The sequence below is a fragment of the Paenibacillus senegalimassiliensis genome (assembly GCF_001486585.1).
GTDB classification, from domain to species: domain Bacteria; phylum Bacillota; class Bacilli; order Paenibacillales; family Paenibacillaceae; genus Fontibacillus; species Fontibacillus senegalimassiliensis.
The window spans coordinates 660,842-687,752 of sequence record NZ_LN909044.1; the positions used below are offsets into that span (position 1 = coordinate 660,842).

Annotated in this window: 18 protein-coding genes; 1 reads left to right on the forward strand and 17 read right to left on the reverse strand. The window is 44.4% G+C overall.

Annotation, left to right across the window (positions count from 1 at the left end):
* Window positions 1-17: 17 nt before the first annotated feature.
* The 5 genes from BN3279_RS08845 to BN3279_RS08865 form a co-directional block, all read right to left on the reverse strand.
* The gene (locus tag BN3279_RS08845; RefSeq protein WP_232436791.1) at window positions 18-1,325 is read right to left on the reverse strand and encodes an MATE family efflux transporter; all 1,308 of its coding nucleotides are present in this window, start codon (window positions 1,323-1,325) and stop codon (window positions 18-20) included.
* A gap of 28 nt (window positions 1,326-1,353) precedes the next feature.
* On the reverse strand, window positions 1,354-2,352 hold the full coding sequence (locus tag BN3279_RS08850) for a CehA/McbA family metallohydrolase (RefSeq protein WP_082672991.1): 999 nt from the start codon (window positions 2,350-2,352) through the stop codon (window positions 1,354-1,356).
* Window positions 2,345-2,818: a hypothetical protein gene (locus BN3279_RS08855; RefSeq protein ID WP_059050251.1), complete on the reverse strand. Its 474-nt coding sequence runs from the start codon at window positions 2,816-2,818 to the stop codon at window positions 2,345-2,347. The genes BN3279_RS08850 and BN3279_RS08855 overlap by 8 nt, the downstream gene beginning before the upstream one ends.
* A gap of 192 nt (window positions 2,819-3,010) precedes the next feature.
* On the reverse strand, window positions 3,011-4,018 hold the full coding sequence (locus BN3279_RS08860; protein ID WP_059050252.1) for a LacI family DNA-binding transcriptional regulator: 1,008 nt from the start codon (window positions 4,016-4,018) through the stop codon (window positions 3,011-3,013).
* 48 nt (window positions 4,019-4,066) lie between these two features.
* Window positions 4,067-4,411, reverse strand: a complete 345-nt coding sequence (locus BN3279_RS08865) for a winged helix-turn-helix transcriptional regulator (protein WP_059050253.1) — start codon at window positions 4,409-4,411, stop codon at window positions 4,067-4,069.
* A gap of 106 nt (window positions 4,412-4,517) precedes the next feature.
* On the opposite strand from BN3279_RS08865, the gene BN3279_RS08870 reads away from it, so the two are divergent.
* Entirely contained in the window at window positions 4,518-4,922 is a 405-nt protein-coding gene (locus BN3279_RS08870; protein ID WP_059050254.1) for a RidA family protein, read from the forward strand.
* Between the two features lie 102 nt (window positions 4,923-5,024).
* On the opposite strand, the gene BN3279_RS08875 is transcribed toward BN3279_RS08870, so the two are convergent.
* The 12 genes from BN3279_RS08875 to BN3279_RS08930 form a co-directional block, all read right to left on the reverse strand.
* Window positions 5,025-5,450 (reverse strand): hypothetical protein, encoded by a 426-nt coding sequence (locus tag BN3279_RS08875; RefSeq protein ID WP_187377754.1) that lies wholly within the window; start codon window positions 5,448-5,450, stop codon window positions 5,025-5,027.
* A 112-nt stretch (window positions 5,451-5,562) separates the two neighbouring features.
* Window positions 5,563-6,003 carry a hypothetical protein gene (locus BN3279_RS08880; RefSeq protein ID WP_148466819.1) on the reverse strand — a complete coding sequence of 147 codons (441 nt, stop codon included), beginning with the start codon at window positions 6,001-6,003 and terminating at the stop codon, window positions 5,563-5,565.
* A gap of 88 nt (window positions 6,004-6,091) precedes the next feature.
* On the reverse strand, window positions 6,092-6,328 hold the full coding sequence (locus BN3279_RS08885; protein ID WP_059050257.1) for a hypothetical protein: 237 nt from the start codon (window positions 6,326-6,328) through the stop codon (window positions 6,092-6,094).
* A gap of 199 nt (window positions 6,329-6,527) precedes the next feature.
* Entirely contained in the window at window positions 6,528-6,767 is a 240-nt protein-coding gene (locus BN3279_RS08890) for a hypothetical protein (protein ID WP_059050258.1), read from the reverse strand.
* Between the two features lie 284 nt (window positions 6,768-7,051).
* Window positions 7,052-7,363: a hypothetical protein gene (locus BN3279_RS08895; RefSeq protein ID WP_059050259.1), complete on the reverse strand. Its 312-nt coding sequence runs from the start codon at window positions 7,361-7,363 to the stop codon at window positions 7,052-7,054.
* 60 nt (window positions 7,364-7,423) lie between these two features.
* The gene (locus tag BN3279_RS23740) at window positions 7,424-7,576 is read right to left on the reverse strand and encodes a hypothetical protein (protein WP_157686445.1); all 153 of its coding nucleotides are present in this window, start codon (window positions 7,574-7,576) and stop codon (window positions 7,424-7,426) included.
* Between the two features lie 173 nt (window positions 7,577-7,749).
* On the reverse strand, window positions 7,750-7,992 hold the full coding sequence (locus BN3279_RS08905; RefSeq protein ID WP_187377755.1) for a DUF1871 family protein: 243 nt from the start codon (window positions 7,990-7,992) through the stop codon (window positions 7,750-7,752).
* A gap of 29 nt (window positions 7,993-8,021) precedes the next feature.
* On the reverse strand, window positions 8,022-17,732 hold the full coding sequence (locus tag BN3279_RS08910) for an RHS repeat-associated core domain-containing protein (RefSeq protein ID WP_059050262.1): 9,711 nt from the start codon (window positions 17,730-17,732) through the stop codon (window positions 8,022-8,024).
* A gap of 42 nt (window positions 17,733-17,774) precedes the next feature.
* Complete coding sequence (locus BN3279_RS08915) at window positions 17,775-18,521, reverse strand: hypothetical protein (RefSeq protein WP_059050263.1); 747 nt, start codon at window positions 18,519-18,521, stop codon at window positions 17,775-17,777.
* A 13-nt stretch (window positions 18,522-18,534) separates the two neighbouring features.
* Entirely contained in the window at window positions 18,535-19,368 is an 834-nt protein-coding gene (locus BN3279_RS08920; protein ID WP_148466820.1) for a hypothetical protein, read from the reverse strand.
* A gap of 150 nt (window positions 19,369-19,518) precedes the next feature.
* Window positions 19,519-22,812 (reverse strand): fibronectin type III domain-containing protein, encoded by a 3,294-nt coding sequence (locus BN3279_RS08925; protein WP_059050265.1) that lies wholly within the window; start codon window positions 22,810-22,812, stop codon window positions 19,519-19,521.
* Window positions 22,813-22,833: 21 nt separating this feature from the next.
* On the reverse strand, window positions 22,834-26,883 hold the full coding sequence (locus BN3279_RS08930; RefSeq protein WP_059050266.1) for a fibronectin type III domain-containing protein: 4,050 nt from the start codon (window positions 26,881-26,883) through the stop codon (window positions 22,834-22,836).
* Between the last annotated feature and the right edge of the window lie 28 nt (window positions 26,884-26,911).

Below are 26,911 nucleotides of genomic sequence, written 5' to 3' on the forward strand. Positions count from 1 at the left end.
CCTCCCCTCCCCCGTTTTTATAGTTTTTGTACTTCCCTCGTTACTGCAGATAAACGAACCTTCTGCCACTTTCCCGATCTCCAGCGTACGATCATACAGGCCGCTCGTATCCATTCATCTATAATGAACGCCAGCCAGATGCCATAGATGCCCATCTCCAGAACAATACCAAGCAGATAGGCTAACGGTACGCTGACTCCCCACATCAGAATGAGCCCAACCATCACCGGAAATCTGACGTCCCCGCTGGCATTCAGTCCCGCAATCATAATGACGTTGCAGGCTCTTGCCGCTTCCAGCACTACGGATAACAGCAGCAAATTCCGGGCTGTCGCTATAATGACACGGTCTTCTGTGAACCACCCGATAATTGGGCCAGAGAACAAATAGAGCATAAGGCTCACCAGGAAGCTGATAACCAGGCCAATCTGTAAATGTCTGTTTCCCGTTAGCTTGGCCTGGGCTCGCTGCCCTGCTCCCAATGAATAACCGATCATAATGGTTGTGGCTTGGCCGATGGAGGTGGAGATCAGGAATACATACCCGGTAATCGACTGTGTATATATCTTGGTCGTAATCGCCGCCGTTCCCAGCAGCGTCACAATGGCCGTTATCACCACTTGTGAGGCGGAATAGGATAGGTGCTCCCCTGCAGATGGAATCCCGAGCCGGAGAATCTCCCGTAGATCCGCAAAGCGAAATCTATCCTGCTTCTTGGCAAACAGATGCTGGCGCAAACTGCGAAGCAGCATGACCACAGCCAATGCCACACCCGCAAACCGGCTGACAACGGTCGCCCAAGCGACCCCTTGTACCCCGAAGGAAGGCAAACCCAGGGGACCGAATAACACCAGATAATTGCCGATGGTATTGATGATGACAACCGTCAGTGATAAGGCCAGCATTCGCTTGACCATCCCGTTCATGCGCAGCATCATTTCCACGGTCATGACAAACGCCGCTGCCACCGAAGCTGCGCCCGTAATCGTCAGGAAGGTCTTCCCATAGTCCATCAGCTCCGGTGGCATAGAGATGGCCCGCAAAATGAGCTCGGCCCCAAAGAACAACCCCACACTTACGATCAGACCCAGGAACAGATTAGCTAACAGAGCTATCCTGGCGATACGCCCTGCCTCCAGCGGCCTGCCTGACCCTAACAATTGGCTCATAATAATGCCGGCTCCTATGGTGATGAACCCGAAGATCAGATTAGCCGTTGTAATTATTTGGGCAACGGTTCCTACCGCAGCTACCGCCAGATCGGAATAGCGTCCCAGCATTAGCGTGTCTATGGTATAAATCAAGGTTTGAATCAATTGGCTCAAAAAGATAGGCCATGCTAAGGTGAACAAATTAAATTTCAACATAAATAGGATTCGTGAAGGCTATCGTTGCTAATAGGCCATGAATCGGACCGAATAGCTCAACCCGGAACCACCGCAAGCCTTCCAGACTCAAGCCTTCTATCCATTGCGTTCGCCCAGCCGCAGACACTCTGGACAGTTCGCCTAGATTCGAGGTGATGATCAGCATACAGCCCTCATCTGCCCCCCAAGGTCTTTCTGGAACAGAAGAACGGGTGATGTTTACGGATAGCTGCGCCGGCTCGTTACTGTTTACCTCCTGCAGCGGCACTTCATCGCCTAGTCGATAGCTCTTCCCACCTACACGAAGGCTTACCTCAAGGACCGGTCCCATACTCAGACATAATCTGCCTTGCCGAATAGCCTTTACAACCGCCTGTGAAGAGGCTGGACTCTCGGTGTCCTCAAGCCCGACATACGTGTATGCCGCCAAAGCATCGCGGTCTCCGGAATGATGCCAGTCCCGGCCCGAAGTAGCCGATATCCGGTATCCTTGATTAAGCAAATCCGTCCATTGCCGCAGGGCCGGCACATTATGGTTCTTGATCGGAGGCATCGTCTCATGCCATACCTCCATGTAATCCACCTGCTCCCAATCCTCTATCGTGTACTCCCAATGGCATCCCGTACAAATGGGGCTGCCCATGCTATAGGGATGGGCGATGCCTACGATGCCTCCTTGCTCGTGTACCCGGGCAATTCCCTTGGCAATATCGCCTTGCCCCAGATCTCTCCACTCACAATAAGGCGCGCCCAGCGTCAGCATATGTCCATAGAAAGTCGTCCACTCCATACCCGGGATAATGGCAATGCCTGTCTCTTGACTTACTGCTTCTGCATCGATCAACCCCGACACGGTATTATGGTCAGTTAATGCGATGCCTTGCAGACCCAGCCTAGCCGCTGTCTGGCACATTTCCAGCAAGGTGTGCCTCCCGTCACTATGTGGGGTGTGAGTGTGCAGTTCAAACGGAATCCACTCAGTCAACAATCTCTCCTCCTCTCACTTCCAGCACATAACGACATTCCGGCGTGACTACACAGTGCACACTAACCGTTATTTTCCAAACACCTGGGGCTAGCTTGCCGTGAATGAAACCTGGTGAGGTCAGCCCAGCATCTAGACATATTCGGTGTTGCTGCTCCGGCGGGTGGCGATGTGCTGAGCCGCGAAACCCCTCAGGCCCGTCCACAGAGAGGGTGAGTAAATTTTGCAGCGGATAGAACCCCTCCCAATTCTTCTTGTAGGGCTCTGCCCACTCCGGCTCTGCATACTTCTCAATCGCCTCCATGATGAGCGCATGAGAGGCCGCTTTGTCCTGGTATTGCTTGGGGGCATACTTAAAATCGATATCAAGGAACTCGCACTCGTGATTTAATTGAAATTGATAGGTAATATGTGTCTTGGAGCTAACCGGCGTCAATTTGCCTTCAGTGGCGAGTAGAACGGCCAATTGGAGTCACCTCTTCTCTCTTCATTCAGGTTTCTGGTATCGATACCAGAACGATATTTATAAGCATAACGGCCATTTGTAAAATGTTATTCAGATTTTGTTTAAGGGCTTATTAAACTTTGCAAATGCAAAAAGAGCCGTCCTTCCTCAAGGAAGCTACGACTCTTGTAAAATTTATTATATTTAGGCAAGCTATAGTCTACGGCAACTCTCACGCTCTACTAGCAGATGCGGAAGGATAAGATCAGGAGGAACAGTTGTATCCTGCTTCTCAATTAGAGCATGCAGGCTTTCCAGTGATATTCGGCCAAGTTCCTCCATGGGCTGCTGAATGGTGGTTAAGGCGGGCCTTACCACCTCTGCAATCCGACTACCGTCAAACCCGACGATTGATAAATCCTCAGGAACTCTCAGTCCATAATCAAGAGCCACATTCAGAGCACCTACAGCCATATCATCACTTGCAGCAAATACGACCGTAGGCAGCTCTTGTAATTGAAGCAGATCGGACATCAGCTTCCGGCCGCTCTCCATTTTATAGTCCCCAAACCGGACATACCGCGGGTCCACCTCTAGCTTATAAGTCTGCATAGCATCCACATAACCACGATAACGTGCATCACCAGCCGTAATATCCCTCAAATCCCCCCCAAGAAAAGCAATCTGACGATGTCCGCAATCGATCAGATACGTGGTAGCGTCAAAGGCCGCCTGATAATCATCGATCAGCACGGAGCGCTTGGAAGGCAGAGGAGATTTAACACAAGTGAACAACGTAGGAATGGTCAGGCTCTCCATCAACGATACGATCCGCTCATCCACCTTCTGATGCATAATGAGAATGCCATCCACCCGCATCTCTTGAAAGGATTGCAAATACGTATATTCCTTATCCAGATCCTCAGCGATATTGCAGATCATCAGGCTGTAGCCATGCTCGCTTGCCGTCTTCTCAATGCTGCTAAGGATGGTCGAGCAGAAATGGTTCGTAATATCGGGAACGATGACTCCGATCATATCCGTCTTCTGCTTCTTCAAGCTGCGAGCAATATGACTTGGGGTATAATTCAATTCCGCGATGGCTTGATTGACTTTGGCTAATAGCGTCTCGCTTATGTATTTCTCTCCATTAAGTACACGCGAGACGCTGGTGACCGATACGCCCGCTCTTCGCGCAACATCTTTAATACTGGCTCCCACAAATTCACCGCCTATTAGGAATATGCTACAAGATCATAATCGTATTGCTTAGCCATTGTCATGGTTCTTAATGCCCCAATCACATAGCTGCTCCAGTACGGGCAGTAGCGTCTGCGCTTTCTCCGTGAGGCTGTACTCTACCTTGGGCGGTACCTGTGGGTATTCTATGCGCTCAACCATCCCATCTGCCTCTAGTTCTTTAAGCTGAGAGCTTAATGTCTTGTATGTGATGGCCCCAAGCTGTCTCTTCATCTCATTGAAGCGAACCGGCTGCTTCTCGGCCAAGAGGTACAGAATCACCATCTTCCACTTCCCGCCAATTACGGACATTGTATAGCCAAACGGGGTGTCCTGAATACGCGTATCCTTGCCGTTTAAATCGGATATGCCCATATTTCACACTATCCTTTCAGATAGTACCTATCTTTAAAGTGCGTACTATCCCTTTCTTTGTGCCCAGTTTATACTAACCATACTTTGAAGTAAAGGAGAGGTTCACATGACTACCGTCAAAACATATAACCACAATCTCTGGGATCATGGCATCTCGCAAGGATACAGCGTCAACGGTACGCTCTATATCTCAGGTCAATTCTCTCACAATGCCACAGGTGAGTTCGTCGGAGCTGGCGATATTAAGTTGCAAACCCAGCAGACCCTGAACAACCTGGACCGTGTACTCACAGAATTTGGCATCACCAAAGCCAATCTCGCCTATGTCGAGATCTACCTAACTAACGCCCAAGAGCATGGGGGACCCGTCATCGATCTATTCAAGGAATACCTGGGCGATCATCACCGGCCCGCCGGCAGCCTGATCGGCGTTACCTACCTGGCCTTCCCCGAGCAGTGGGTCGAGATCCGGGCCGTGGCGCATGTGGAATGGGTAGGGCCAAGGAATTAGCAAGCTTAGGTTAAAATTGGACATTAAGCAATTAGCTCCTAGCATATTAGAGCTAGGAGCTTATTTTAGATTAATGAGCTAAAGGCCCTCCAGTTGAACAATTTAAGATTCAAATTCAGTTATTTCTCTAACTGCCATTACAGCAGATTCGCGGACATACAGGTTTGGATGCTTGAGGTATCTTTCTATAATCGGTAGATAATTTACCTTATGGGTAAAGCTTAATATGTCAATACATCTACTTAAGCACTCTTCATGAGTGTTCTCCAAATTTTCAATCAACTTATCAAAGTTAATATTATCTATGTCTTGAAATACAGCGGCCTTTAATAATACTTCAAAAATTTCAATTTTCACTTCACTGTCTGTCTCAATAAAAGACAATTCTAGTAAGGCATTCATAAGCTCATCAAAATACTCTATATTCTTATTAAATGAGTCAAACTGATCTTTTATATACTCTAAAGAGTTTATTTTTTCTTTTTTGACTCCTTTAATAAATATATTCCGTAGATTATTAGCTTCCAACATCTTCTCCCCCAATTGCTAATTGGACATAAATTTCATTTGCACATACAAATTCAAGCTCAGTGGGCACCCTCTATACGCCTCCTTCATAACGCACCTCTAAGGATAAAATTCAACTATTTCTTCTCTTAATGTTTTCTAACCTCGTTCTTGATAGTCGAGTATATTGACTAACCTTGTCAATATCCATCCCATCAGCAAGCATCGCTTCCACAACCAGTAATTCTCCCCTAATTTCTCCGATAGGCATGGCAGCCCTACCTCCTTCACTTCTTCCTTCCATCCTTTCCTGTGATACAGGATGCTCGATACTGTTGTTCAAGTCCAGATACCACTGCATCTCATCTGGATAAGTCGGATCGTAGCTTACAGTACCTTCCCACTCTTGATCATCTTGAAACCCAATAATTTCATCTCCTACTTGCAATTCAAAATATTGAATCTCAAATGGAGATATCGTAGGTTTGCTCGGTTCAACTTGATAAAAGTTGCAATCTATTGCAAGCTTAGCCTTAACCATTTTTTCACCCTCTATTTGTTGATGAATGTGCATCGGCACAAGTAAATATATGTAAATTTTCTTAGGTTTACTCCAAAAAAAATCTTAAGTAGCACCTACTTAATCAAGGTTATATCTTACTTTATTTCAGCACTGGGACATACTGAATTGGATTTTCATCAAATCCATCCCAAAGCACCCATAAACTCCCGCAATCAGAACACTTGAAAAACATTTTCATTTCTTGATATAAATCCTCTGCATCAATGCTACCGTGAAATTTGTCATAATCCACATCTGAAATAAAGTTATACTGTATTTCGCACGGTATCTTCTGCAAATTAAGACCATTCCCACAACTACATGTCATTTTGGGCATAGCGGTTACCTCCTCTTTTACTCAAACGGGTTAATAGTTTTATGATGCTTGTTGCTATTTAACAAATTCCATAAATCTTCCCCTCGTTTTACATGGTAGGGTATTATATTTCCATTATTACTTGTACCAACTGTGTTACTGTTATATGGATGGGGCATTCCACACTGGGTATTCACAGCATAGAGCGCTAACCTAAAAATTACTTTTCAGTTTCTAAAACATATGTTTTTATTACTGTATCCCCATCAAATACATAAACTCTCTCACACTTGAGACAACGCCAAACATCATATTCAGGGAACGGTATATCTACTGAATCAATGGTTCCTAAATTGATAATATCATCCCATTTTTTATCTGTATAAACTCTTAGTTGGATATCGTTTGGAGTCAATGAATTAGATAACGTTTCACCACATCTACATAAAAATCTTGCCAATTTATTCGCCTCCTACCTAAAATAAAGTTTACCTGGCTGGACTATCTTCCCTGTCCTCTGTAGGTCTCCTCCGATATGAATCGTCCCAGGTTGAAATTATACCCATGCGGGTCCTCTTAAAAATAAACCTTGAACAGCAATAAGCCAATCAAGGTTTAAATAGAAATCGATTATGTTAATCTAAAAATATTTCATGGAATAAATATCTTGCTGTATCATGGACGATCAAAACGACGACTTTCCACACACTGGGCATTAGCCGTGGTTAACAAACATTATCTAATCTAAAAAGGAGTGAATATTAATCTACTGCCTTTCGTCTCTTTACACCTAACAGCTAATGATATTATTTCCTCAATATGTTTAACTGCTAGGACTTCGTGTACCTTTTCTTTCAATCGTTCAAGTTCTAACAACAATTTATCCATATCATCACTTGAAAATACATCATAACCACAAGTAGACAACTCACCTAATATTTCGAAATTTTCTTCATCTCTTACTAAATAATTCACATTATTCTTTTCATACACCTTATCCAGTTGTTTAGCATCTACTGATTCCAAAATAATTTTGAACATATAATCACTCCCCAAAATCTAATCCTCCTGGAAATGTATTAACAAGGTTACCTTTACTATCTGTAATGACTTCAGCTAGTCATATTGTTTGTTATCCAGCACAATCCGTCCATTTTGAACGCTATAGCCCTTTGTTTTCTGATCTGACTTGCTGCTTACATTGAAATTAACAGTTACGCCAGGGGCAAGCGTCACGGTCGTTACCTTCGTCTTGGCGTTATAGGACATAACGAAAAAAAGAAACCTTGAACGGCAATAATGCCAGTCAAGGTAAGCGGTTAGCTTTATCTTAGGCTTCTTTAATCGTAAGCCAATATTTGTTTCACTACCGGTACAGAAAATCTCCAAACATGTGGCTTCTAATAATCAAGATATTATGAATTTTGTTGGGTATAAATATATCAACTATTCTTTTCCTCAAATAAAATCAAACTGGCTATCTCTGTACATTTTTTTTCATCAAATTTAAACACATCATCTCCAAATTCATCTACAAATACTTTATATATAAGTTTACCAAGGGACTCTTTGTCACACGATTTGTTATATGAATTATAAATTTTTTCAATCTCCGTCCTATATTCATTCTCTGGAAAGTGTGGAAATAGACTCATTGGATCCCATTCATTTATGATTTGTTCCATTTTTCTATAAATCAATTTTTATCATTCCCCTATTTTCCAAACAGCTTAGTCACAGTTGTTTCCATCACTTCATCGAAATCATACTTTGACATAACTGTTATTAGTTTTCCATTAGGATTGACGACGGCAGCGCCCTCTTTTGTTATATATAGATATTGCCCACCACTCTGTTGAAGTACCCTTCCATTTCTTACCCAATCATTTACCATATCTGTTGTAACATTGCGTTCCACCATCCTTCCTAATCCATGTTTTGAGTACTGTCCCCAATCTACTTTAAGTCCAGGATTTTCAATTACTTTTCCTAATTTTCCAAAGTCATCTCCTATCTTAGAAACAGTTTCAGCACCTTTAACTACACTCTGAGCCCCTTTAGAACCAAACTTCATAATACCCTTGGAAATACCAAATCCAGCAAGCCCCGTTGCCACTTCCAAAATGGCTTGGGCCGTTATCGCCTTCTCATTTACCTCAATCTGATTCAGATATCCTCCATACAATACCACTTCTTTACTATAAAAAGCATTCAATTCAGATTCCAGGTCATTCTTTTGGGACTTAGACAGCACCTTTTTATATTCCTCGTAATCCTGGTCAGTGCTCTCCGGGTATACATGCTTGTAGTATTTCTTTAAGGCATCCTCAAAGATCTTGTCCGTTTTACCAGAATTCATGATATCATTACTAGCCAGATTCGACCCAAAGTAACCCTCATTTGTTCTCTGAATCTGTTCTCCTGTCATACTTCCACTATATTTCACTTTAAGGTGTTCACTGAGTCGGTCTCCGCTCTGCTCCAGCAACAATCCTATTACAGCTGCCTTCGGCTTCGATATCGCGCCTCCCGATCCACTGGCAATATTGGATATCAGATCCGTTGTCCTTTTCGCCAGGCTTTTGCCCGTGACCATGTCCTTATTGTTAGTTAAATTGATGCCCGATATCTTCTGGGTCATCGTATCCAATACGCTGGCCGTTTCCTTTACTACCCTACCTTTTACCACACTGACTTTCGTATCATAATTTCGGTCTACCTTGGTGTACGCTACAATCTTACTATTACTTCCCACCGCAGTTTCCACTTTGGAGTTGACCGTGACTTTCCCGCCGGTGATCGAGCTTTTGGCCTTGGTATACGATTGGGACATCAGTTTGTCATATTGTTTGTTATCCAGCACAATCCGCCCATTTTGAACGCTGTAGCCCTTTGTTTTCTGATCTGACTTACTGCTTACATTGAAATTAACAGTTACGCCAGGGGCAAGCGTCACGGTCGTTACCTTCGTCTTGGCGTTATAGGACAGACTCGCTCCCGTAGCCTTGGCCAGATCTCTTAACGTCACCGCCGCATGACCGTACGGGTCCACATAGGTAATTGGATTGTTTAACGCGTACGTATACAAATTCAAGCTCAGTGGACTATCTTCCTGTCCTCTATACGTATCCTCCGATATAAATCTTCCTAGGTAAGGATCATAGTATCGTGCGCGCAAGTAGTATAAGCCTACCTCTGTGTCATAGAACTCACCCGCATAGCGGATGGACACCGAGTACTCCTCCTCCACACTGAGCAGCATATTTCCAAATGGATCATAATCATACTGGTTCTCTATTTCTCCATGCTCACTAACGGTTTGAACTACATCGCCATGACCGTTAAACAAGAAATAGGAGGTCTTGGAAGAACCATTCGCTCTCGCGATATAATTGATTCCACGTACGTAACTCACGGATACCTGATCCTGACCATCTGTCTCCAGGATGACATATTGGCGGTCATAGAGATAATTAGTGACCTCAATTTGGTCTTTCTTGGAACTGCGGGATTCCTTGCGCGTCCGTAGTCCATCCCCATCATAGGTATACTCTACACTGTAGCGAGTTCCGCCCTGAATGCGTTCTGCCTGTTTCAGGCGATTAAAGCCATCATACGAATGGGTTGTCTTCTCAAATAGTTCATACAGCTCGTTCGTCAAGCCATCGCCATACGGATTAGCATCCGTCACCTGCTTCATAGCCCGGTTATGCGAGCGAATATAGCCTACCTGCCGCCGTACTTCATTGCCATTATTGTCGTAAACATAAGCCGTTGTCTTCTCCAGCTTCTCTTGGCCTTCGCCATCGAGCATCTTCTCTACCAACTGCTGCAGCACGTTGGCGCTGGAATAAATATATTCACTTTTCTTGATCAGATAGGAGACCTTATCTCCATTGGATGGATCCGTATATCCACTAGGCTGTTCAGAGGTATAAGTTTCTACTGCTGAGAGACGGTTGCCGCTCTTATCATAAGCATAAAGCGTTGTCTTGCCTGGAGTTTCAACCTTCGTCAGACGCCCTGCCTCATCATAAGCATAGTTGGTTGTCCCATAGCTGTCTGCCTTCGACATTTGTCGCCCTGCTACGTCGTACGTATACGTATAGGAAGATAGTAACGAGCCACCAGAAGCCACATTCTGCAAGGTTAGCAAATGATTGTTCTTGTCAAAAGTATAGGTCTCCCGTACACCGTTAGCATAAGTTATGGATGTACGATTTCCCCCGGCATCATACGTATAGGTGGACACTTTGCCTGCGGACTCCACAGATGACATCCGGTTTGATTGATCATACCTGTAATGGGTTGTATTCCCTTTTTTATCTTCCAGGCTAGTGACATTGCCAACGGCATCGTAAGTATACGAGATCTGTTTAGAGCTATTTTTGAATATACCTGTGACTCGGCTATTTCTATCATACTCGTAAGTTGTATTGCCACTTTCGTCTTCCATGGATAGCCGGTTACCTGCCAGATCGTACGTAAAGCGAATGGCATCCCCGGTCTCTTCCACCATACTGGATAGAAGTAAATTCCGATGATCATAGGTGTAGCGGGTGTGATTACCATTCTTGTCAATCATCTCTGCAATATTCAACGCTGAGTCATAGCTATAGCTTACTCGCTTGTTATCAGGATTGATTAATCCAATCAAAAGTCCAAAGGACCCATACTCATAACGAGTGACCTTCCCCCGGCCTTCCGTCATATCCTGCTTGTTACCAGCGAGGTCGTAGCTATAGCTTACACCGACACCCAGGGGATCAGTAACCTTAATCAATCTGCCAGCATTATCATATTCGTAAGAATGAGTATGCCCAAGCGGATTGGTTTCTTGCAGCAGTTCCCCTGCCGGGTTGTACTTGTAAGTTGTGGTGAAGCCTTCGCGATCTGTCTTCGAGATACGTCTGCCTGCTAAATCATACACATAGGTTTCACCGTAACGGCTCTGATCCGAGTTCCCGGCCTGATAGCCCAAGGCATCGATATCCTTAATTCGGTTCCCTGCGGCATCGTACACATAATAAACCACGAGGGTACCGTAGGCATCAATAATGGAGAGAGGGCGATCAAGCTGATCATAAGTATAAGAGATTCGATTACCCAATGCATCAGTCTCTGCCGATTTATTGCCTGCCAAATCATACTCATAAGAAGAGGTGTGCCCCTCCGCATCGGTGATTGTTGCTACCCGATTCATTGCATCATACGTAAATTTGCGTGTAAAGCCGAGCTCGTTCGTCTCTGATACCCGGTTGCCAGCCAGATCATAGGTATACTTAACCTCTGCCTCCTGTCCGGCTAATCTTTGCGTTCTCGATGATAATCTATTTAAAGCATCATATACATAAGTAGTTTCATGGCCCTGTGGGTCGGTCTCCGCAATAATATTACCCAAAAGATCATGCTTGTAGCTTGTCACCAGCTCTATCAGGCCCACGTCAACAGTATTGTGTGAGTCTTCCTCTACTGCATACGTGTTCAATGCCCGCTTCTCTATGAGCTGAGCGCGCTGGATCATTCGATTGGAGCTGTCGTAGACAAATTGTTCTGTATCCTTGTCATTAGCAGAACGAGATACCTCCGTCCGAACTGCATTCCCATTCAAATCATAGAAAGTTTCCGTTAACCCGCCACTGTTATCCGATTGGGTTTGTACTAACCCGTTTAGATAGTAAGTATAGGCCGTCTCGCGTAGAAACGCCTGATCTCTGGAACTGCTAAGCGTTTGCTTTAAAAGGCGTCCTATTGGATCGTAGGAATAAGTTTCCACCGCAAAAATCATATTTCCGCTGCTATCCGCTTCCAGTGGTGTTTTCTTCTGAATGAGTTGTCCCTTCGCATCATATTTATACAAGCTGATGCTGCCTCGTTTGTCTTTATAAGACACCAAATTTCCGACCAAATCATATTTCGATTCCGTCATATGGCCATAAGCATCGGTCAGACTCATCTCCTTGCCAAAGGAGTTGTAGGTAGAACCCATTTGAATACCCAGTGGGTTAGTTTCCAATATCTTGCGACCCAAGAGGTCATAGATGTACTTCACTGTGCCGCCATCGGCATTCGTCATAGTTGAGACGGTACCATCGGCATTATAGCTATACTTCGTAGTGGAGCCGCGTTTATCTGTCATCTGAATGACATGCCCCAGGATGTCATAGCTATAGCTGACAGTTCCACCTAACGCATCCACTTCTTTCGTTTTACGACCAAGCCCATCATACTCAGTAGTCATACCTGAAGATTCAACAATACTGCCTGTATATCGCAGCCCATCAACCCATTTATTCGGGCGTCCCGCCGCATCATAAGACACATACTCCACGGCTTTCCCTTCGGGGGAATAGGTAACAATACGGCGATTCATTGAGTCGTATTTATAAGCAACACCAGCCATCTCTAGCACACGAACCCCCTGATCCAGAGCTGCATCATACTGGTTGGGAGCAATCTCCTTAATCAGGTTCCCGGCCGCATCGTAGATGTATCTTGTAATCGCCGTGGATTCTCCGGCCGCTGGCTCCTTCTTGCGAACCAAACGCTGAACCTTATCGTATTCGTAGGATCTGATAGCACCATTGGCATCTGTTTCTTCCACCATTTGTCCGTTACCGTCGTACTCATAACTCGTGATTCCGTTTAAAGGATCCGTCTTCATGATCAGACGGTTATCAAGATCGTAGGTGAATAAGGTGGCCTTTCCCTTGGCATCCATCTGTTTGATAAGTTGACCATTCTCGTTATACACATAATGAGTGTTGGATAAGACCCGATCAATATAAGCGTCGTCAAACTGGGCTCCCTTAAGCTCCTCCTGAGCCAGCTCAGACATACGTACGAGAATAGATTTGGTGACCTGATGAGATTGCACATCGTACTCGTAACGGATCATATCGTAGTTATTATCTGAAACCTTACGCTTCTCCAATACGATATTTCCCGCGCGGTCATACTCATATAGACTCTCCCGTCCGTCCTGATCAAAGGTCCGAGTGATACGCCCCGCCTTGTCATACACGTTCGTGACCCGGTCACTCACCGACGTAATCACCGGGGCCTTTGCCGCACCCTCCTGTTCTTCATGACGGAAGGTTTCCGTTGTAAGCAGACGATTCGCCTCGTCATATTTCATTTCCGTTCGCTTATATAATTTTGTGGAACCCTGAGCAGATATGAATTCCAGCTTAACCGTCATGTTGCCAGATGCGTCGTACTCCATTCTCTGTTCGTTTCCAGCCTGGTCGACCTTCTTGCTCAGTTCTCCCTTCGGAGAATAGAAGAACAACTCGGACGTTCCGTCAGGATAATCAATCCGCGCAGGCTTGCCCAAGATGGATAAATGCTGCTTGGTAAACCCTCCATTACGATCAACTATCTCTCTCCATGCTTTGCCGGACGGATCGTAATCATAAGCCTCCTTGCTTCCGTCAGCAAATGTCTTGTCCTTCGGAAGACCATTTAAATAATAAGAATACTTTGTTGTCGCCCCTAATGCATCCATCTCCATGAGCAAATTACCCGCTCCGTCGTACAAACTCTTCTTGGAGATCGCGATAGAGCCACTCTTCAGATTATTGGAAGCTGTCTGTGCGGAAATCGTCTGTATCGGGCGATCCAACGCATCGTATTCAAATACCGTTCCGATGGAAGAAGTTGGATCTGCATCATTATAGCCCTCGCCTTGTGTGGCAAGCACGATGTTATTCCGTCCATCATAATGCTTGTACGAAATAACCTCCCTGACCTTTCCGTCAAAAGCGGATGTACTTACAAGTCGGTTAAGTCCGTCATACTTATGCTCAAACCCCGGAGCTTCTTCTTCCGTCAACGCTGAATATCTCGGATCAATCTCTTTGATCAGATTGCCGTTAGCATCATAGACGTATCTTGAAGCATTCCCAAGTGGATCCGATTTGCGAATCAGTCTGCCAAGCCCATCATAGACATAGCTGGTTGTTAGCTCTGTCCCTTGAACACGCTGTGTCTCAACCGTAACCCGGCCAGCTCGATCATAGCTGAACCGTGTGTACTTACCTTTGGCTTGATTTCCATACGGTTCATATCGCTCAACAATTTGGTTGCGATAATCATATGCCAAGGTGACCGTATCAAATGAAGTTCCGTTATCACGCTGTTGTTCGACAATGTTACCTGCTGCATCCCGCTTATAGATATGATGATAGCTACCGTATGCGGGGTGTTCCCCTCCCTGTGAAGCTTGCGAATACTGACCTGTTTCTTCCGTAACTCGTCCAGCATAGTCGTAAGCCCAAGTCTTCTGACTATACTCCTTCTTCGCCACATCTGTGTATTCAATCGTCTTGATACGATTACCATTTTTATCATACTCATGGTGAATAGTTCCCGTTCTTAATGAATCTATTTTAGGGTATTCACCAATGAGACGGTCCAAATCATCATAAGCATAGGTTGTATCGGCGGCAATCTGACGAATGCCTGAAATCACCTGTCCTTTTTGCAACGAAATAAGGTTACCAGAAAGATCATAATCATAGGCCTCATAAAAATAATCGCTTGAACCTTTCTTGGAAATTCTCTTTTCCGATATACGCCCTAACTCATCATACAAATTTGTCGTTATCTTCCCGTCAGGCTCTTCTTGTTCGGTAACCTGATTAAAGGCATTATAAGCATAGGATGTCATATTGCCCAATTGATCCTGCCTGGACAATAGCCGTCCCATACTGTCGTAACGCAAGTGAGCTGAGTAACTCATGGCGTCCGTCTCAGCGATAAGATTTCCCGTATAATCGTATTGATAAGAGCTTGTTAGAATACGGTTTCGATCCGGTGTCGTATCTGTCCGAATTAGTCGATTCAGAATATCGTAATAAAAGGTTTGGGGATACCCTTCCTCATCCGTCACCGTTAATATTAATGGCGCATCCCCAACTGAAGTTGTTCGATAATTAACCTGAACTGAGCCCTTAATCGTTCCGCCTTTATCGTAAGCCGTTCTCTTAAGCAGTTGATTGTCACTATCATACTCATAACGAATGAAATTTCCGTTGGCATCTTTCTCTTCAGTTTTATTGTGATTAAAGTCATATTGGACAGAAGAGAGTACCAGCCACTGATTATCTGAACTCTGCACACTCTCCTGAAGTTGATAGCCCAAAATATCATATTCATAAAGAAATACCTGCTGTTCAGGATCAATTTGACGTATTTTGAAATTGGCATACCCATTCTCTTCATACTCATACGTATGCTTGCTGCCATCAGGGTATATAGTGGCCTTTACCCGTTCAAGGGCATCATATTGGTACTCCTTCCGATGATTACCCGCATCTATTTCTACCGTGACATTACCCGTGTTCCAGTCATAGGCGTAGCGTTTTGCCGCCGTCTGCCCCTTTACAACGCTGTATTCCTTCGTCAAGTAAGCGCCCTTGACATCATGGCCGCTGACATCACTGCCATATTCGTAATAGGTAGTAAACGTCTGACCTGCCGATTGAGTCGATTGGCTCGTTACATTTCCATATTGGTCGTAACTATAATTGGTGACAAGCCATTGGTCCGTATCGTCTGAAGTCACCTTCGTCTCGCGGACTACATTGCCCTTATCATCAATTTCATAAATATCTTGAACCATCGTGTTTTGATCCTGCTTCCACGTTTTGGAAGTCAGTGCATGGTATTTATCATAGGCGTATGCATAAACCACCGTATGTTCAGTATCTAACGGTTCCCCTTGCTCATTCCGCTTCGCTTCAGGGCCCGTGTAGTTGGTAAGATTACCATACTCGTCGTATCTGAAATTCTCGATCTTACGAACAGGGTCAGCTTCAGCTTGTCCGTTCTTCACCTCATAAAGTAAGTTTTCTGTCTTTTTCACCAGCTTCATGTCATCAAGCTCATTCCTGGTGACTTCTTTATGGTCATTGCCTGTTCGTTCGGTCACAACATGTTGATCTAGCCCATCATATGTATATTTCGTCTTGCTGCCACGAGCATCTGTCAATTCTGTGTAATACCGATATGTATCCTTGAGGTACTCATATTCATCTTTCTTATATCCGGTAAATCCATACCCATCAGATTCGTTCGTATAGCTATAGGTCAACTTATCAACAACATCAACCTTGAATCTATCCTCAAATTTGGATTGGGTGGAATCGTAGCCTTTTTTGCTTAATTCTCGCTTTTCAAATATCTTCCGGTATTCCATACTCCCGTCCTCACTTAGTCCACGTTTGGCGGAACCATAGATATACCGGGTAATTCGATTTGTCTTAACGTAATCGATTTGCGTCAGATTTTCGTAACGATTAAATGTAGAATATTTCTCTTTGTTCACATAAGTAAAACCAAGGTCAGGCTGTTCATACCAAAGATGGTATTTGGGCTTTCCGTCCACGTCAAATACGCGTTGCAATCTTGTCCGCAGTACATTTTTAGCGCTATTTACCAAAGCAGCCGTTTTGTCATATACAAGCTTCTGTCCACTAGGCAAATGTACAATAACCTGAAATTCCCCCTGTAAATCGCCGGAATCCGTATTGTTGGGATTTTGTGAGTTTTTATAAGATTCATCAGGTCCATAAACCTTATTCTCAATTTTTCCAACCTTGAAGCTCGCGTCTTCCTTGTACTCTATGGTGGTCACCCTACCCACCGTATCAGTGATTTTACTGATCAGCTTCTTAGTAATCGTTTTGTCGTTAACTTTGTAATTAAGCTTTGTATTCTCAAATACAATTTTATTGCCGTAACGATCCACAATCCCTAGAATGAGCCCATCTGTATCAAAATATGTCTTCTTCCCTGCCTTATCCGTCATTACGTATTGAGAAGCTCCATCGGTCTGTCCATTGTTGAATTCGCTCGACTCACGAACGACAACATCTTGTACAGTTTGTCCGTCAGGCATATATACAATTTTCCCATCCATGGTATACGGCCTTAGACGATACACATCTCCCGTTTCGGTATGCAAAAATTTATGAGTCGTGTTATCATCGTTTTTCTTAATCTCCATCGTGGGAAAAGAAAAACGCATGCCCACACCCAAATTATAACGATTCTCGGTAAAAGTGAGCGTATCATTATTGGATTCAACATAATCGACCCAAGCACCGTTCACGTACTTGACCTTCATATCCTGCATATTAGCATTTCCACTGTTGTAAATTCGTTTGAATTCAAGATCGAGCCCGTTGCGTCCAGGCAGAACATAGTCCGTCTGAACAATTGATAAATTGCCGCTCTGCGGACTGATAGACTCTTCAATCGTATTCGTGCGCAGGTAAACTGGCGACAATTTAGTGTTATATTGCTGCTGAGGCCCAACCAAATTATTAAGCTGATCCTCCAATGTCTCCGCCGAAGCAATTGAACCAACTGACGTCATAAATAATAATGTTAAAAAAGCAACCAGACTCCAACGTTTCAACCCTATTCCCTCCTGATCAATCGCAACTCATTCAAGCATGCTTTATTTGGACGAAAACGTACTACTCCATGCGGACGCCATGATATTCTCTTGAGACTCGCCTTTCTTCATCTTGGCTACCACATCCTTGGGCTCCATTCCAACCTTATCAGCCAAGACAAAGGCTTCTGCTACCTTGTCCTCCGGAAAGTCCTCCGTAGTGAATTGCTCCAGTTGATCAGCAGTAATTTCTACTCTTGGAAGCGACGAGGAACCATTAACAATATTGAGTTCAGCAGTAATGTCCTTCCAGGTATTCCCGCTTTCTAGCTTTGAAGAAAGTATTTCTTTGACAGATAGGCCCGATACAAAAGATAGCCTGTCGGCAATCATGATATCATCTGAATTTATCGTGGTGGACGAGGTTAAACTCTCCAGATACTCCGTATCAAAAGCTTGAGGCACAAAAGTTTTATATTCATTCTGATAGCTAGCAAACACGTTCTCCCAAGAAGCGCCTTTCTCCCTTTGCTTGACTAGCGCTTCTAATTGGTCCATCTTTCCGTATTGATGAAAAAGGAAGGTGTAAGCTACCATCAAATCGCCCCGGTGATGCGATTCATTTAATTGTTGTAATTCAGTCTTAAACTTATCGTGAACATCAAGGGAGGTGAGCCACTCTTCATATGTAGGTTTCGCTGATCCTCCAATCCACCCGGATTGCGCAAGCACGGAGCCTATTTGAAAAACAACTCCTGATACGGCAATAGCCAGTAGAATCAAAACTAATTTATTGACTTTCCATTTCATAAAAGTTACTCCTTTATGGCAGGTTAGGATTTAAGGCATCCAGTTCCTGTTGAATTTGTTCGGATGGGTTCACCGGATTTACGTTAGGAACCTCCGGAACACTAAAGCCCTCGCTAGGCCTGTCTATGTTCACCTCTTCAGAAGCAGTAGAATTCTTCTGATTTATACCAGTAGATGGTGTTGGGCTATGACCGGAATTCATAACCGCTCGTTGATTGATTTGCTCAAGCAGTAGCTCTTCAATGTAAGCCACCGTAATCATTGAATCTGGCAAGTGTCCAGCCGTCTTTACCTCTTTATCCTTCAAATAAGCATCCCGATCTTCCATATAAAATTGCAAGTCCAAGTCAAACTGAAGTGAGAGCAAGTATTCATCCATAACATTACTTGTATCACCAAGCTCCTCTTTTAGAGCAAGCAAATAATAAACGGCTGCTGCCGAGTCATATTTTTCTGCCAAGCTTTGAGCTGCTTCCTTCTTCAAATTGTCCCCTTTGGGTTCTAATTCTCCGGCAACTGGGATAGCCGGCGATGAAGGGACTGCAGATGCTCCCACAATCTCCTTCAATTGAAATTCGACCCGCTCTGCTATTAGTTTGGCACCCTGAATATCTTCATCGGAAAACCCGGAACTTCTCAGCTTGATTACGGTCTCTTCCATGTTCTTCTCTGTGAGGAGGGAGCTACGTGCCTCTCGCTCCTGCGTATAGCTCCCTTTCTCAAACTTAAGACGCTCAAGAATTTGATTCCAAGACAAGCCGGATTGTTTAAGCTGCGTAATTTCTTCTGAACTAGCTCCAGTCAAATTTGAGATGTCAGCTACAATTTGCTCTACTGAGCCTTCCAAATCCCCTAATGCTGATGTCCTAGTCTCTTGTCTATGCGTAAATACATATAGGACAGTTGGAAAGACCAGAGCTGCGATGACTAAGAATACCAAAGTTTTGTAGCTTAATTTGCTGATTCCTTTCACATTACCAACCTCGACCTTCCAGAATTATTCAACAAATACGTCAATCGAAGCCTGTCCATCAATTTGTGATTTGAATGTTAGAGTACACACCTCACCTGACCAGGATGTTCCCGGTACAACATTCCGTTTGATTGTATATGCAGCCTGTCCCGCAGAGTAAGTCACTTCCACATCAGAACCTGGAATCGGTCCCGACGAAATTAAGTCTAGCTCAGGAGTATATTGATAGAGGTCTGTGACTTCTAACTGGCTGGTATCGTACTTAACAACAAAGGTCATTTCGCTAAAATCCTGGACATTAAAGGCCAACAGTGACAAATCAAAGCTTTGCCCCCGCTTAACATCGACAATATAGGTAGGGCTGGTCGTGCTCGCATTTAAAGCTAAACTCCATGCGGTGACCCCGGTTTCATTTTTTGCCCGGAGGCGATACATATGGGATGTTCCTGGCTGAAGATCTTGATGCGTATAAGAATCAAGTGGACCGAGATCCATGGTTTGCCCGTCTATTTCCAAATCGTATCCTGTGGCCCCTTCGACTCGTTCCCAATGAAGCTCTATGGAGTTCGTCGTCGGAAATCCTGTTAAACTTGAAGGTGCATCCGGCGGATCTGGAAGAGTCGACAACGATAAGACAGCTACCCAAGTTCCCTGCCCATCTTCCTCCTTCAAGCGAATTCGATAGGCATGCGTTTCTTCTGCATTTAAACCACCATGATGATAGATAGTGTCTGAACCAAGATCACGAAGAACCCCGTCTACTTCAATCTCATATCTGGCTTTTTGCTCGACTGTATCCCAAGTAATTGTAATGGCATGATTAGTTACAATAGCACCCATATTCGTTAAAGAACGATTTGCTTCTCCCTCAGGAAATGTATTCATGGTCGCGGGCTTGGTCCACTCACTATATCCGCTCACATTACGAGCCCTAATCCGATAAGAATGTGTACTCCCAGAGGTTAAATCCGTATGAACAAATTGAGTAGTCGGGACGGTCTCAATTGGACCACCGTCAATCTCAACTTCGTAATTGTCAGCATGTGGAACCTGATACCACATCACCGTAATCGAAGTTTGATCGGCTGTCGTCATAACGTTCGTTGGTGTAGTTGGCTTTTCCGGTAATGTCGTAACTGCGAGTGGAACAGACCATGGACTTTTCCCTCCCTCATTCACCGCACGTACCCGGTAAGTATGACCACTCAGCGGCAACAGATTAGCATCTGTATAGCTAAGCTGATTATCGTTGTCGAGAATGAGTCCATCGGCCTCAACCTCGTACATAGTGGCTCCCTCTACAGCCCCCCATTGAATGGTGATCTGATGGATAGCTGCTTCAAAAGTCAGCCCATCTGGAGCAGTTGGCGGATATGGTAGTGTGTCAACGTTTATCGGAATACTCCATTCTCCAATGCCTCCGGCATTTTGGGCTCTGATTCGAAACGTATGGCTCGTTTTTGGCAGGAAACCACCCTGAATGAATTGGGGTTGCTCCCCAGCACTTATTACTCTTCCATCCATCTCCACATCATAGCTATCAGCTCGCGCCACGCTGTCCCAAGAAATTTGCAACTCTGTTTGCGTAGGAACAACCTTAATATTGTCTGGAATGCCTGGGGGGTCAGGCAAGGTAAATACCGTGACTGCCTGACTCCAGTTGCCTGTCCCACCCGCATTGTTAGCCCTTACCCTGTAGCTATGCTTCGTATTGGGTAAAAGCCCACCATGTGTGTATGACGTCGTAGATCCCACATTCATGATGGAACCATCAGCTTCTACGTCGAAATAAGAGACACCTGGAGTGCCGGGCCAACTTAGCCTGATTGCAGTCTGTTCGGGCTCAGCGTTAATCGTGGTTGGAGGACTAGCCAAAGTAGTTAAACTTAGAGAGTTACCAAATGCAGTCTCCAATCCGGATTTATTACGTGCCTTTACCTTAAAGGAATAGTTCGTATTAGCTGCTAGCCCATGAATAGTAATTTTTTTATTTGTGGAAGTAATCCATGTTGGGGTTTTGGTTAACATACCGTTCGAGCCAACATAGTCAATTCCTGACATGACCTGATATGTAGTTGTTGCCGGATTATTATCTTGCAAAGATAATACTACCGACTTCTCTGTCACTTGATTCTTGATTATTGCAGGCAACGCTGCCAGAGTCTGAACCGTTTGCTCTGTCGCTCCGATATGGCCGACAGCATCGCGAGCCTCAAACTTGATGTTGTATGTTGTATCTGGCGTCAGATTAGATTGTGTGTAAGTTGTTGCTGTCGTCCATGAGCTTACATTCGTCCCTGTAGTGTATCGGTAAGGTGAAGCGGCCAGACCTGAAACACTGTCCGTCGCTGAACCTTTAATTTGAACTGTAGTAGCTGTCGGAGTGACTGTCACCGTCCTCATCACAGGATTTGACTTGTCTACCTTAATTGTGACTGTATCCTGGGCGGTGTCCGATCCATCATTAGCAGTAAATCGCATCGTATGCTGACCTTCAGAAAGGGAGCCAATATTTAATGCATTGAAGCTTACGGTTTGCGTATTTCTTGAATTCGTTATACTTTTGGTATCTCTCGGTGCCGTCTCTGCATCCACATAATAAGCTAACTGTAGCCTGTCACTGTCCGGGTCGGTAACTTTGACAGTAGGGATGAAGGCCGTATTTAAATCACTCAACACTTGCCCGGATGATGGAGATAATACCTCCAAAGTAGGAATTTGCTGAATTTGCTCGAAGATTTTGGTTAAGCTGTCCGCAAAATCGCTATACAAGTCAAGGTACATGCCCCCCGTGCCATTAGACATTTGCTGAAACTGTGATTGAATTCCGCTAATACCAATAGCCGTTAATGTAATTTGCATATTTCTCATGTATTGAGTTGTACTGGGGACCGTGTACCCAAGATCACTTGTAACAACTTCATCTCCTATAAGAATGAAGTATTTCTTGGCGTTCACGTCGAATGGATATTCCTGGCCCGCTTTCATGATGGCATCAAGTCCATTCTCAATGCCCCCGTCGGTTGTAATTCGGCCAACCTGAGTTTTGAACGTTTCAACATTGCTCGTCAGACTATAGCGTGTGACCTCATCGTTATAAACTACCAAGCCTAGACGATAGGATATGCCCCTGGCAGCCAGTTTATTGGCAAAGTCGCTGACATTATTCTTAACAGCGGTAATCGAAGGCCCCATACTACCCGACTTATCTATAATAAATACGATATCGATGCTGCTCTTCGCCAACACTGGAGAAGGAACAGCAACGGTAGAGAGGATAAGTAACAGACAAAAGACCACTAAAAACAAACGTTTCACGGTTTCACTCCTTCATGGGGACTACTCGACAAAATAGGTAATGCTGGAAGGGTTATTAGTTATAGCTAGGAAGCGAATTCCATTCACGAAGGTTGACCCTGACCCCTGAATTCGAATCACAATTTCCCCTGGAATAAAGCTTTCAATACTCATGTCGGCATTCTCAATAGGGCCTGAATGAAGTTCAGCTATCGGAGTTAAAGTGCTTAAGTCCAATACCTCTACTTCACTGGGATCATAGGTTACGGTAACCTTGGAATTTGAACCGACGGCCTTTGGAGGTGCAACAACGACCAGGTTAAAAATATTGTCCTTCCCAACGTCTGCGATCATTTCGGTAATCGTTCTTTTCTCAAGAAAATCCGACCATTCGTTCGCTTGGTTGGTACTGTGGACTCTAACTCGGTATACATGGATTGTATTGGGCTCCAAGTTCTGATGCATATAACTAGTCTCAAAAATTCCCGACACGACCTCCCCGTCAACCTCCAAATCATAGCTGTCTGCATTCGCCGCCGAACTCCACTTCAAATCAATAGAATTCTTAGTAGCGTGGTCTGAAATAAATCTGACCACCTCTGCTGTTGTGGTTACAGTTACGGGATCGCTCCATTCACTTATCGAGATGTCGTTTCTTGCTCGAACCCGGTAAGTATAAGTAGCCCCTGAAGGTAAGTTTAGATGCTCAAAAGTTACCTCAGAGCCGCTATGAATTACCTCTCCATTGGCTTCAACATCGTACTCGGTTGCCCCCTCCACTCCATCCCATTTTATTGTGATTCTATCGCTATAGGGAATCGCTTCCTGAATAACAGGAATTCCCAATCCTGTTGTCTGAACCACAGCCTCGCTCCACGGTCCGAATATAAACCCATTCTTTGCTCTTACCCGGTATACGTGGGTAGAGCTCGGCTCCAGGCCATCATGGATATAGCCTGGAACATCGCCTGCATCAATGACTTCTCCATCTGCTGCAACATCATATCCTGTTGCCCCAGATACAGGATCCCAAGTGAGCGATATGAAATTCATTGAGGGATTAGCAGCGAAATGCTCAGGAATACCTAGTAATGTCATAACTATAACCATCTCACTCCAAGGGCCTTCACCACCTGCACTTCTAGCTCTAACCCGATATTGATGCTCGGAATACGGTAATAAGTCTTTATGTTCAAAAGAGAGTTCAAGTCCAAGGTTATATATTTCCCCATCAGCTTCCACATCGTACGCCATTGCTCCTATGACGGGATCCCAGGTCAGTTCAATAGTAGATGCTGTAGCTTTACCCTGTATATTTACAGGAAAGTCAGCCAGAGTAACTCGGGTAATCAGATCAGTCCATTCTCCAGTGACTTCCCCATTACGTGCACGCACTCTGTAGGTATGCTCCGTATTGGATAAGAGCTTGCCATGGGCGAAAAAGATACTAGTTCCGTTATCTATAACTGATCCATCTACTTCAATGTCGTAGCTAGTTGCTCCTGATACAGGATCCCAGACCAAATTGATTTGATCTCTTTCGGCTTCAGCCTTCAGGTTCTGTGGAATAGAAGGTAACGTCACTACCGTCACTAACTCACTCCAATGACTATTGCCTAGTTCGCTGCCAGACCGAACACGATAAGTATGGATTGTATTTGGCATTAGCCCTTCATGGGTGTAACTCGTTCCAATGACTTGATTAGTTGTACCATCCACCTCAAGGTCGTACCATTTGGCACCTGAAACAGCGTCCCAGTTCACATCGATAGACGTGTCCTTCGCAGTGGCCCGGAGTCCACTTGAGGTTCCTGGCAAAGTAGCATGAGCTACGACCTCGCTCCACCCTCCTGAACCACTAGAGTTTACAGCTCTAACCCGAAAAGCACGCTGCATGTTAGGGTTTAAGTTCCGCTCGGTATATTCAGTTGAATTGTTGTTATTTACAATATCCCCGCTTGTTTCAACTTCATAGAAATTGGCCCCCGTGACGGCATCCCAAACCAATTGAATTTCGTTACTAGTTGAATTTAACCGGAGATTGTTAGGAATTCCCGGAAGTGTCCACGCCTCCCTTATATTCGACCACTCTCCGTGAAGCGGACCATCATTGGCTCTCACACGGTAGACGTGCAAGGTACCGGAATCAAGCGGAAAATGAGAATAACTATCTTGATCTCCGAGAACAATGACCGCACCATCTGCTTCCAGTTCATATCCTTCCGCATTAAAGGAGGTAGTCCAACTCAGATCAATATCTGCCGCGGAGGGCTTAAGAGCAAGATTTGGTACAGCAAAAGGACTCAGTTGGCTTTGCGGAACTACTTCTTGGGGAATGGAACCACTCTCCCATGAAAGAACTGCAAGTGGTTGGTTGTTGTCCGTGGTAAATTCCATTTGAATATTGTACATCTGATCAGCTTCTAGCCTAATCTGACCTCGTTGATTATCCTCTCCATGTTGATCCCATGTATTTATCAACAGTTCGTCGTTAACCCAGAGTCGAACTCCTCCATTAGTCTCAGTGCTAAACGTATATACTTCTGAAGTATAGGACTGGATTTGGCCTGTCCAACGGACAGAAGCTTTTGAAGATGACAAATTGATAGGAAGGATGCCTCTTAAATGAATATTAGAATCAAGCATCACCGTACGGGAACCCAACAAACTCTCTTGGGGAAAGTACTCCGCTTTTAAACCGTATGGAGTGTACTTCAGCTTGGTTTTCCCTTCGTTACCTCCGGAGGTCACCTCCGGTTGGTGATTAGAGGTAATGTCTCCTCCGATAGCCCATACGCCTCCAGTGATTACATTAAGGCGATTATTGATATGAACGGTATCTCTGACGAAGAAATCTCCCGAGGTGATCATGAGATCCGCTACATCGTTATTGGACACTAAATCTCCGACTAGCAATTCATCTTGAATATTCATCTCAACTTTAGTATTGATGTGCAAACTATTCTCAACAATAAGACGCTGTGCGTTAATTTCCAGGGATCCACTATTATAAGTCAAATTCCCAACAACCATTTCATCAGTAACGTATACACTTGAATCACTGTTCAAATGCATTGCCCCTGATACAATCAGGTTAGCCCCAGCTTCAAAGTCCTTCTCTGGAGGAAGAACCATAATCTGGCCTCCCTGATTGGCGTTAAGGTCCCCTGTTACGCTGAGTGTTCCGTAAACCTTCAGCGTCAAATCTTTATTCATATTTATTCCATTTGTCACCAGATAAACGGGATGAGTTGGCGAGCCAAACGTGACCGAGTTATCGAGATTTAACTGCCCCGTTCTTATAACTTCCTCAGCTTCCTCGTAAGGTTGCCATTTTGCTTGAAGAACATCAAGCTCCCTCTTCATATATCTGCCTATCTCCACTTGAAGTTCAGGGACAGAGAACGCCGGAATCATATGATGCTCATTGCGTTGATTACCAGATAATATAATCTGATTGCCTGTAATAACGTTATCTTCAGCAGGCAATTCAATACGCGGTTTAATCATTTCCCTTTCATTCCTAATGGAAATCAGGGCAGGAGCAATTTCCAAATACTGCAAAGCCGTTGTAGCAGACTCATCATTAACCGTTAGAGTTAACTTACCATCTGTTACATTGATTATTGTACTGGCCAGATAGGACGCCCCTGCGGGAACATCTACCTGATCTAACACAGCCACCCCCTCTGCTTGAAGAATGTTAAGACTTTCCTTCTCCATATCACCAACCGCGACTGTAAGATCATATCTACCGTTAGGGAGATCCATCTCCCATACAGAATCCGGTTGTAAACGTATGTATGAATTTTCAAGAGGAGGCCATTCATATGTACTATATGTCACAGTTGTTACAGTCTGATCTGCGGACCAGCCGTAACGGTTTCCATTCCTTTCTTCATACAAATCTCCATAATCAGGAAGATATCCTTTTGTCTCCTCTGCCCCTTTAGCCAAAAAGTCTACTTTAATTGATGGAAGAGATGACGAGAGATTTGAAGAGGCATTTAAAGTAGAATTCCATGGATAAATAAGTTGAATCATCAGAGAGAAACAGAGAAGTAATAAAGCCCTAGAATTAGTACTCTTCATTAATTAGTTCAGCTCCTGTCTAAAAATA